The sequence below is a fragment of the Bacillus cereus group sp. MYBKT14-1 genome (genome assembly GCF_051915185.1).
Classification (GTDB): domain Bacteria; phylum Bacillota; class Bacilli; order Bacillales; family Bacillaceae_G; genus Bacillus_A; species Bacillus_A cereus.
On sequence record NZ_JBQAEF010000001.1, the window covers coordinates 1022690 to 1032240 of the forward strand.

The window sequence follows — 9551 nt, forward strand, 5'->3', positions numbered from 1 at the left end:
AAGGGGGGTGATAATCATTGGATGGTTGGACGCAGTATTTAAAAGAAATAGTGAAGTAGGATTTATGTTTGATGTGGAAATGTTTATCGAAAAGGCAAATAGAGTCCATATGAAGCGACTAGCGATTGATACATGTATTTCTTTTTTAGGAAGAACAATAAGTCAGTCGGAATTCAGAGTGAAAAACGGTGAAGAATTTGAAAAGGATGAGCTTTATTACCGATTAAATGTTAGACCAAATAAGAATATGACAGCAAGTACCTTTTGGGAGAGTTTCATTTATAAACTTATTTATGATAATGAAGCTTTGATTGTCCAAGCGGATGATGGTGATCTACTTATTGCTGATGACTTTGAACATAACGAATATGCTGTGTTTGAAGATACTTTTACAAATGTCACTGTAAAAGATTATCAGTTTAAGAGAAGTTTTAAACAAAGTGAAGTCATTCATTTAAGATACAGGAATGATAAGTTATCACCTCTTATCGATGGTTTGTTTACTGATTATGGTGATTTATTCGGTAGAATATTAAGTTCTCAAAAACGTAAGAATCAAATTCGTGGAACAGTTGATATGGACATGCTCGCTGCAAAGAGCAAAGAACACCAATCAAAACTGCAAGAGTTCATTGATAACATGTACAAAGCGATTGGAGAAAAAGATGTCGCTATCATTCCACAACAACCAGGTTTTAAGTATGCTGAAACGTCAGGTGGAGCAAATTCTGGGCAGAGTGTGGAGGAAATTAATAAAGTAACAAATGGCTTCTTAAATCAAGTAGCAATGGCTTTTGGTATTCCAACTGCTTTGATATATGGCGAAATGGCTGACGTTGAGAAGCAAACGAAAAATTATATGCTTTTCACAGTGAAACCTTTATTAAAAAAGATTTCTGATGAAGCAAACGTTAAATTTTTTGAAGAAGAAGAGTATCTTTCAGGTCAAAAAATTGAAGTTAAAGCTGTTTCTTATCAAAGTATATTTGATCTTGCAACAAGCATCGATAAACTCATTTCTTCAAGTGCATTTACAGGGAATGAGATTCGATTAGAAGTAGGATATGAAGTTTCTGATGATCCTAACTTAAATACACATCATATTACGAAAAACTATACGAAACTAACTGAATCTGAAGGAGGTGAGAATACAAATGACGGTGAAAATTGACGTTAAAGGACCAATTATTTCAAATGATGAAGCTTGGATTTATGATTGGTTTGAAATGGATGCTGCAAGCCCAGGTAAAATTTCAAAAGAACTAACTAATGCCAATGGTGATGATTTAATTGTATCGATTAACAGTCCTGGTGGTTATGTGCACGAAGGATCAGAAATTTATACAGCATTAAAAAATTATCCTGGTAATGTGGAAGTTCAAATTGTTGGTTTGGCTGCAAGTGCAGCTTCTGTTATTGCGATGGCTGGTGATAAAGTCCGAATTTCACCTACAGCACAAATTATGATTCATAATGCTTCAATGTGGAATGGTGGAGATCATCGTGACATGGAAAAGGCAGCTGAAATGTTGAAAACAACAGATAGAGCAATTGTAAATGCTTATGTCATTAAAAGCGGTAAATCAGAAAAGGAACTACTTAATATGATGGCTGAAGAGACTTGGATGGGGCCGCAACAAGCATTAGAAAATAATTTTGTGGATGAAATTATGTTTATGGATAATCAGGTTAAAATGACAGCTTCAACTGCTACTGCCACCATGCTTCCGCAGAAAGTAATCGATGGCTTTAGAAATGGAACAATGAACAAAGGCCAAGGGATTACAAAAGAAGATTTAAATGCAGCATTATCAGGATTAAAAAATGAAATCCTGAATGATTTACAAAACAATATAGAAGAACCAAAGGAGCCGCATCCTAAACCTGTAAAAAACAGTGGGATTAAAGGGCTCCTTTTAAAATTATAAAAATTGGGGGAAACACATAATGACGATTAAATTTAATAAATCTGAAGCATTTAATAAAGCAAAAGCAAAATTGACGGACACTTTAACTAACGCGGAAAGTACAGAACAAGAACAAACGTCAGCGTTTGAAGGTTTCTTTGATGCACTACAAACAGATGTAGCAAATACGGTCCGTGAACAAGTAAATAACGATATGCTTGATCGTTCAATTTTACAGCAACGTGGTCAAAATGTTTTAACTTCAGCAGAAACAAAATTCTTCAATGCAGTTGTTAAAGAAGGTGGATTTACAGATGGCTCAATCCTTCCTGTAACGACTCAAGAGCGTGTGTTTGAAGATTTAGTTACAGAACATCCCTTATTAGCTGAAATTGGTTTGCAAGATTTAGGAGCAGTTACGAAGTTTATTTACTCTGATGCAACGAAGGCGTATGTATGGGGCGAATTATTCGGGGAAATCCGTGGGCAAATTGATGCTATCTTCAAACAAGAAAAAATTGGTCAACTTAAATTAACTGCATTTGCAGCAATTCCAAATGATATGAAGGAACTTGGCCCGGAATGGATTGAACGTTATGTTCGAACTGTTTTAGTAGAAACATATTCAGTCGGTCTAGAATTTGGCTTTATTAATGGTGGCGGATCTGTAGCACATCAACCAGTTGGTTTAATGAAAGATGTAAATCCAGAAACAGGCGCTGTTACTGATAAAAAATCTTCTGGTAAACTAACATTTGCTCCGTCTGATAAAGGGGTAATTGTAGCAGGCGAACTTTATGAAGTAGTAAAAGCTTTATCTGTTGATGCAAAAGGGAAATCCAGAAAAGTATTAAATAAAATTGTAATGGTAGTTAACCCGATTGATGCGATTGGCGTACAAGCACGTAATACAATCCAGACCGCAACAGGTCAATGGGTAATGGCATTGCCTTATAACATTAAACCTGTCGAGTGTGAGGAAGTTCCTGTTGGTAAAGCATTATTCTTTGTAAAAGGACAATATATTGCTGCAATCGCAGGTGGATACAAGCTAAAAGAATTTGATCAAACATTAGCTTTCGAAGATGCTACCCTTTATACAATTAAACAATTTGCTAATGGGAAACCGAAAGATAATAAAGCGGCTCTTGTTTACGATTTAGAAATTTCATTTACACCATCTACAGAAACAAAAACTAAATAAAGGGTGAAGTGAATGAGAAACGCAACAATTTCAGATGAAATATTGCAAGAATTTAAAGAGAGGATGCACTTAGGAGATGAGGAAGATGATAACTTAAAACGCATCCTTTTTACGTCTAACAAGGTATTAATTAGGGTTTGTGGGAATTATGATTTAAATAAAGACGAGGAGTTCAAAGAATTAGTCTTTGAACGCTCTCGTTATGTTTATAACGATGCATTAGAGTATTTTGACAAGAATTTTTCAAGTCAGATTAATAGTTTAGGTATTGATAAAGCATTAGAAGAAATTAAACTGGACGGTGAGTAATATGCGTCCTTTTCAGTATAAAAAACCACTGAATACAGGTGATTTTAGAAATCGGATTAGCATTGAACAGCCTGTAATAATAAAAGATGAATTAAACCAAGTAATCCAAACATCTTGGCAAGAATTAAAGAAAGCCTGGTCAATGATAAAAACGGTGAAAGGTTCCGAGTACATTGAAGCTTCTGCTTCGCAAGCTACACGGGTTTATCGCTTTGTGATTCCTTATGCTTCTGATATTACAGAAGAAATGCGAATCAATATGAAAGGTCGTATCTTTGATATTATCGAACCGCCAATGAATGATGATGAAACGTATCAAACATTGACTATTATCGCAAAGGAGCATACTTAATATGAATGATTTTGCGAGTGAGATTGCTAGAGAATTACAAAGATATGCAAATGTTGTGGAAGAAGAGTTAACAAATGCACAAGAAGATGTAGCTGATATTGCTGTAAGTAAGTTAAGACAAAATAGCCCTAAAAAAACAGGTGGTTATCGTAAAGGTTGGCGTAAGAAAAAAGTAGGTAAAGCCGTTGTTATCCATAATACAAAAGGGCAATTAACGCATCTTTTAGAAAATGGCCATGCGAAAGCTAGTGGTGGCCGAGTACCGGAGAAAGTGCATATTCGTCCCGTTGAAGAGTATGTAATTGATGAATTGCCAAAACGTATTGAAAGGGCAATTGAATCATGACATTAACATTAGGAGAATTTATAAAAATTCTTGAAGCTACAGGCTATCCTGTGGCCTATTCGCATTTCATAGCAACACCAAATAATCCAGTTCCAGCGCCACCGTATATCTGTTTTCTTGTGGATGGATCAGCAAATTTAATGGCTGATAACAAGGTGTATCACAAGATTAATGATGTAAATATTGAGCTTTATACAACTAAGAAAGATGTAGTTGCGGAAGCCAAGCTAGAACAAGTTCTAGATGATTACGAGATTCCTTATGACTCGTATGGGACTTTTATTGAATCTGAAAATATGTATCAAAAATTTTATGAAACGAGGTTGATATAAATGAATGAAAATAAAGTAGCATTTGGTTTAAAGAATGTCCATTATGCGCTTTTCGATATTAAAGATGGTGTAGTTACATTTAATACACCAATTCCATTACCTGGTGCGGTTGAATTAACGTTTGATCCACGAGGGGATTTAATTGAATTCTACGCTGATGACATGCTTTATTACGCTGCAAGTAATAACCAAGGGTATGATGGAACGCTTTCTATTGCGACTATTCCGGAACAATTTGCAATTGATGCACTAGGAGAGGAATTAGACGAAGAAGATGGTGTGTTAAATGAGTTAGCGGATGCGAAAGGAAAATCATTTGCATTATTATTTGAATTTGATGGCGATGTACGAGCAACTCGCCACGTTATGTTTAACTGTTCTGCAAGTCGTCCAACACTTGCATCTAAAACGAAAACAAATTCAGCGGAGCCAAATACAAATGAACTTAAATTTGTATCCAGCCCTATTGATATTAATGGAAAACGTATGGTTAAAACGAAAACTACTACTAAATCAAAAACAGATATTTATAATAATTGGTACAAAAAAGTGTATACAAAAGTACCTGCATTACCAAAAGGAGCGTAAGTAGATGGAAAAGACAATTACAATAGACGGAAAACAGGTCAAATTAAAAGCTAACGCAGCATCAGCCAAGCGATATAAGGCGCAATTTAGACGGGATTTATTTGCCGATATGTTTAAATTAGGAGCTATAGGTACATTCGCTTCGCAAGATGCAACAGAAGGCACCATTGATTTTTCTAACTTAGATTTCGATAAAGTAGATTTTGAAGTTTGTTACGATTTAGTTTGGTTATACGCTAAAACAGCTGAACCTGAAATTCCAGACCCGATGACTTGGTTAGAAGGGTTTGATGAGTTTCCTATTTACGATATAATGCCGGAAATTAATGAGATGGTTCAAAAAACAATGGGAGCAAAAAAAAAGTAAAGAAAATTAATGAAGAGCAAGGGACTTTCGGTGATGAAGAATTAAGCACTGAATTGTTCCTTGCTCTTTGTTATGAAGCAAAGCTCACATATTGGGACTTGGAAGTGATGACGATTGGTGATTGTTTTGATTATATCGCTGAGTATGCTGAAATGAAAAATCCAGGAAAAGAAAAAGTTCGAAAAGCAACTCAAGAAGACTTTAATGCTTTCTAAGAAAAAGGGGTGAGATAATGGCAGGAGGAAAAATTAAAGGAATTACGATTGAAATTGGAGGGAATACGCAGCCGTTACAAAATGCCTTAAAAGACGTGAATAAGCAAAGTGATTCTTTGACTAAAGAGTTAAAAGATGTTGAACGTTTATTAAAGTTTGATCCCGGTAACGTTGAGGCACTTGCTCAAAAGCAACAGTTGCTTACACAACAAATTGAAAAAACTACACAAAAGCTCGATAAATTAAAAGAAGCGGAGCAACAGGTTCAAGAGCAATTTCAGAATGGGAAAATTTCAGAAGAGCAGTACCGCGCATTTAGGCGTGAAATTGAATTTACACAAGGGTCACTTGATGGTCTGAAAAACAAGCTCGGTAATATGAAAGCCGAACAAGAAAATGTAGCAAGTTCAACACGACAATTAGAAACTTTATTTAGTGCTACAGGAAAAAGTGTTGATGATTTTGCGAGGGCATTAGGTAATCGTCTTGTAAATGCAATTAAAAGTGGATCGGCTACAAGTCGACAGTTAGAACAAGCAATTGGTCTTATTGGTCGTGAAGCATTAGGAACTGAAGCTGATATTGAAAAATTACAACGTGCCCTTCGATCTGTGGATGCCGGAAACTCTATACAACAAGTACAAAATGAGTTAAGAGATTTACAACAAGAAGCTGGCAGAACAGAGAAGAAGTTTGAAGGACTCAAAGTAGGACTCGAAAACGTCATTGGTGGTATAGCGGCTGGTGGTGGTATTGCAAGCGCAGTAGAACAAGCGATGGATATGTCAAAGTTAAAGACAAAGATTGATATTACTTTTGAGGTCCCAGAGTCTTCGAAAAAATCAGTTGAAGAAGCTGTAAGAGTAATTACGGCATATGGTGTGGATGGAGCAGCGGCTTTAGAAGGTATTAGAAGACAATGGGCTTTAAATAAAGATATAAGTGACCAAGCAAATGCATCAATGGCAAAAAGTGCAGCAGTTATAGCTCAATCCTATGAAGGGATTGATTTTACTGAATTAATTCAAGAAACCTATGAAATAGGTAATGAATTAGGAATATCTCAAGAACACGCTCTATCTATGACAGATGCGTTGTTAAAAATGGGATTTCCACCGGAACAATTAGATATCATTGCCGAATATGGGAGTCAGTTGACTCGTGCAGGATTTAAAGCTGAAGAAGTCCAAGCAATTATGGAAGCTGGTGTTGAAACTGGTAGTTGGAATTAGATTATAGTTCCCTTGTATGGTGACGTACAATGAAAAACTCCTTTAATTCAGTGAAACTCTCAAATGAGACAATACTGAGCGAAGCCTTTTTATTAAGGAACGTGCAACGACTAGTCGGAAGACGTAGGGTGTAAGCAAATGACACTCGAAACGGGGAGCAACTCAAGTAGTTGAAGATATAGTCTAATCTATACGGTGACGTATAGCAGTTCATAAGAGAACGTGCGTGACGTTGCGCATCACGTTGAATATAAATGATTGATAATCTTTTAGATGGGCTTAAAGAAGGTAGGATTCAATTAAATGAATTCGCACAAGGAGCTGACAAAGCTTTAAAAGAAGCACTTGATGGTTCTGGTATTGCAACTGAACAAATAGAAAAATGGGGTGCAGCTGTCGCTAAAGGTGGAAGTGATGGTTCAAAAGCTATGGTAGAAGTAGCTAAAGCGATAGAAGGAATAGAAGATCCTGTTAAAAAGAATCAAGTAGGGGTTAAAGTTCTAGCCACTATGTTTGAGGACCAAGGGCAAAATTTAACTAATACTTTAATAAGAGCTTCGGAAAAAACCGTAGACTTCCAAAAGAATCAGGAGAAATTGAATGAATCCATAAAAAAAATGGATGCAAATCCAGCAGTTAAGTTTCAAAAGGCAATGGAAGATTTAAAAATGGCTCTTGAACCTATACTAGGAGTGATTGCTGATGTTGTTGCTAGTATTGCTGATTGGATTTCTAATAATCCAGAATTAGCAGCGACATTAGCAGCAGTTGCAACGGCTATTGGGGTAATTTCAGGGGCACTTATGGCAATTGCGCCAATAGTTATGGCGGTCATGGGTGTATTTGAAATCGGAGCCGCCGCCGCACTAGGCATAGTTGCAATAGTTCCTATTATCATAGCGGCTATAGTTGCTCTAGGAGTGGCTATTTATAAAAACTGAGATGATATTAAAAATTGGACAATAGAAGCATGGGATTCTATTAAAGAGTACTTAGTAGAGCTTTGGGACGGGATATCCCAGTCCTGTAGTGAAGCATGGTCTTCATTTTTAGAAGCAATGCATGAATTTTTTGATCCGATAGGTCAATTTTTTAGTGATTTATGGGAGGGTGTGAAGCAGGCGTGTAGCGATGCATGGAATTCTACTGTTGAATTCTTTTCTGAAGCATGGTCTTCTTTCATAGAAATGATGCATAGTTTCTTTGATCCGATAGGTGAATTCTTTAGTAGTTTATGGTCTGGGATTGTTGAAACTGCTTCCTCCTGGTGGTCCTCTTTAGTTGAAACAGCATCTGAATTGTGGGGAACATTAACGCAAGCATGGCAAGAAACATGGGATACAATTCTTACTGTTTTAGATCCAATTATTTCGGCAGTTTCCACCGTTTTAGAAGCTGGTTGGTTGTTAATACAGGCAGGTGCACAAATTGCATGGGCGGCAATCTGTCAATATATTATTCAACCGATTCAGGAAGCTTACGACTGGGTAAGTACACAAATCGGTGAAATGGTCACTTGGCTTGGTACACAATGGGAAATTGCAAAAGCTATGGCACAAATTGCTTGGGGACTATTTAAGCAATATATTATTCAACCTGTTCTAGACATTTGGAGCTTAGTAAAAGAAAAGTTCAGTGATTTAGTTTCTTGGCTAAATTCACAATGGGAGACAGTTAAATCATATACATCAGCAGCATGGGGGTTATTTAAACAATATATTATAAAACCTGTACAAGATACTTGGAATTTAGTAAAAGAAAAGTTTAGTGATTTATCCAATTGGATGTTAGGAATTTGGGCGAAAATAAAAGGCTATACACTTGAAGCGTGGAAGATGGTTTACACATACATCGTTCAACCAGTTATTTCAGCTTATAATTCTGCAAAAGAGAAATTCAATGATATGTACAATACAGCACGGGAAAAATTTGATTCTGTTAAGAATGCAGCTCAAGAAAAATTTGAAGCGGCAAAACATTTCATTATAGATCCAATTAAAGATGCAGTTGACAGTATAGAAAAATTCATTGGAAAGATTAAAGGATTCTTTAGTGACTTGAAGTTGAAAATTCCAAAACCAGAAATGCCACCTCTTCCACACTTCAGCTTACAAACAAGCACGAAAAATGTTTTAGGTAAAGATATTACATTTCCGTCAGGAATTAATATTGATTGGCGTGCAAAAGGCGGTATCTTTACTAAACCAACTATCTTTGGAATGAATGGCGGAAACTTGCAAGGTGCAGGAGAAGCGGGGCGAGAAGCAGTGCTTCCTCTGAATAAAAAGACACTTGGAGATATTGGTGCAGGAATTGTGGCAGCCATGCCAAGACAACAATTTGCAATGCCGAGAGAAATAAATCAACTAATGGGTGACATGAGCCGTATGATGGCTAGTTCTGTGAGTCAATTATCAGGATTAAAGAGTGTCATGAGTGGTGTGTATGGAAGTATGTCAAATAGTAGACAAGCTATGGCAAGCAGCGTATCAAATCAAGTGATTAATTACGGATCTGGTTCATCTTCTAGTGGTGAAGTTATTCCAATGCTTGGGGGAGATTTAGTTATTGAAGTGCCTGTTAATTTAGAAGGAAGAGACGTGGCACGCGGTACTTATCGCTATACAACCGAGTATCAAGAAAGAGAAGCAAAAAGAAACTCAGCCTTTTAGGTTTGGGTTTCTTTTATTTTATAAAGA

Annotated in this window: 9 protein-coding genes and 2 pseudogenes; all 11 read left to right on the forward strand. The window is 36.4% G+C overall.

Annotated features, from left to right (window positions below):
• Nucleotides 1-7: 7 nt before the first annotated feature.
• The 11 genes and pseudogenes from ACTFO4_RS05575 to ACTFO4_RS05625 all read left to right on the forward strand — a co-directional run bounded on the left by ACTFO4_RS05575 (nucleotide 8) and on the right by ACTFO4_RS05625 (nucleotide 9524).
• Nucleotides 8-1171, forward strand: a complete 1164-nt coding sequence (locus tag ACTFO4_RS05575; RefSeq protein ID WP_420042251.1) for a phage portal protein — start codon at nucleotides 8-10, stop codon at nucleotides 1169-1171.
• Nucleotides 1155-1928: a head maturation protease, ClpP-related gene (locus ACTFO4_RS05580; RefSeq protein WP_000216394.1), complete on the forward strand. Its 774-nt coding sequence runs from the start codon at nucleotides 1155-1157 to the stop codon at nucleotides 1926-1928. Before ACTFO4_RS05575 ends, ACTFO4_RS05580 begins: the two co-directional genes overlap by 17 nt.
• 19 nt (nucleotides 1929-1947) lie before the next feature.
• Nucleotides 1948-3111, forward strand: a complete 1164-nt coding sequence (locus tag ACTFO4_RS05585) for a phage major capsid protein (protein WP_000152778.1) — start codon at nucleotides 1948-1950, stop codon at nucleotides 3109-3111.
• Nucleotides 3112-3123: 12 nt separating this feature from the next.
• Nucleotides 3124-3420, forward strand: a complete 297-nt coding sequence (locus tag ACTFO4_RS05590) for a hypothetical protein (RefSeq protein WP_001243200.1) — start codon at nucleotides 3124-3126, stop codon at nucleotides 3418-3420.
• A 1-nt stretch (nucleotide 3421) separates the two neighbouring features.
• The gene (locus tag ACTFO4_RS05595; protein ID WP_065703344.1) at nucleotides 3422-3772 is read left to right on the forward strand and encodes a phage head closure protein; all 351 of its coding nucleotides are present in this window, start codon (nucleotides 3422-3424) and stop codon (nucleotides 3770-3772) included.
• A gap of 1 nt (nucleotide 3773) precedes the next feature.
• Nucleotides 3774-4118 carry an HK97 gp10 family phage protein gene (locus tag ACTFO4_RS05600; protein WP_000997556.1) on the forward strand — a complete coding sequence of 115 codons (345 nt, stop codon included), beginning with the start codon at nucleotides 3774-3776 and terminating at the stop codon, nucleotides 4116-4118.
• Nucleotides 4115-4450 (forward strand): hypothetical protein, encoded by a 336-nt coding sequence (locus ACTFO4_RS05605; RefSeq protein ID WP_098852160.1) that lies wholly within the window; start codon nucleotides 4115-4117, stop codon nucleotides 4448-4450. Before ACTFO4_RS05600 ends, ACTFO4_RS05605 begins: the two co-directional genes overlap by 4 nt.
• Nucleotides 4451-5038 carry a major tail protein gene (locus tag ACTFO4_RS05610; protein ID WP_001004907.1) on the forward strand — a complete coding sequence of 196 codons (588 nt, stop codon included), beginning with the start codon at nucleotides 4451-4453 and terminating at the stop codon, nucleotides 5036-5038.
• A gap of 4 nt (nucleotides 5039-5042) precedes the next feature.
• On the forward strand, nucleotides 5043-5405 hold the full coding sequence (locus ACTFO4_RS05615; RefSeq protein ID WP_098212694.1) for a hypothetical protein: 363 nt from the start codon (nucleotides 5043-5045) through the stop codon (nucleotides 5403-5405).
• Between the two features lie 232 nt (nucleotides 5406-5637).
• Nucleotides 5638-6849: pseudogene (locus ACTFO4_RS05620) on the forward strand (DUF2207 domain-containing protein); the annotation flags it as partial.
• 512 nt (nucleotides 6850-7361) lie between these two features.
• A pseudogene (locus ACTFO4_RS05625) lies at nucleotides 7362-9524 on the forward strand (phage tail tape measure protein).
• Nucleotides 9525-9551: the final 27 nt, after the last annotated feature.

Excerpts from the sequence above, each read along its gene's own strand:
- ACTFO4_RS05580 (WP_000216394.1), top strand. The coding sequence starts at position 1,155 with ATGACGGTGAAAATTGACGTTAAAGGACCAATTATTTCAAATGATGAA.
- ACTFO4_RS05585 (WP_000152778.1), top strand. The coding sequence starts at position 1,948 with ATGACGATTAAATTTAATAAATCTGAAGCATTTAATAAAGCAAAAGCA.
- ACTFO4_RS05590 (WP_001243200.1), top strand. The coding sequence starts at position 3,124 with ATGAGAAACGCAACAATTTCAGATGAAATATTGCAAGAATTTAAAGAG.
- ACTFO4_RS05595 (WP_065703344.1), top strand. The coding sequence starts at position 3,422 with ATGCGTCCTTTTCAGTATAAAAAACCACTGAATACAGGTGATTTTAGA.
- ACTFO4_RS05600 (WP_000997556.1), top strand. The coding sequence starts at position 3,774 with ATGAATGATTTTGCGAGTGAGATTGCTAGAGAATTACAAAGATATGCA.
- ACTFO4_RS05605 (WP_098852160.1), top strand. The coding sequence starts at position 4,115 with ATGACATTAACATTAGGAGAATTTATAAAAATTCTTGAAGCTACAGGC.
- ACTFO4_RS05610 (WP_001004907.1), top strand. The coding sequence starts at position 4,451 with ATGAATGAAAATAAAGTAGCATTTGGTTTAAAGAATGTCCATTATGCG.
- ACTFO4_RS05615 (WP_098212694.1), top strand. The coding sequence starts at position 5,043 with ATGGAAAAGACAATTACAATAGACGGAAAACAGGTCAAATTAAAAGCT.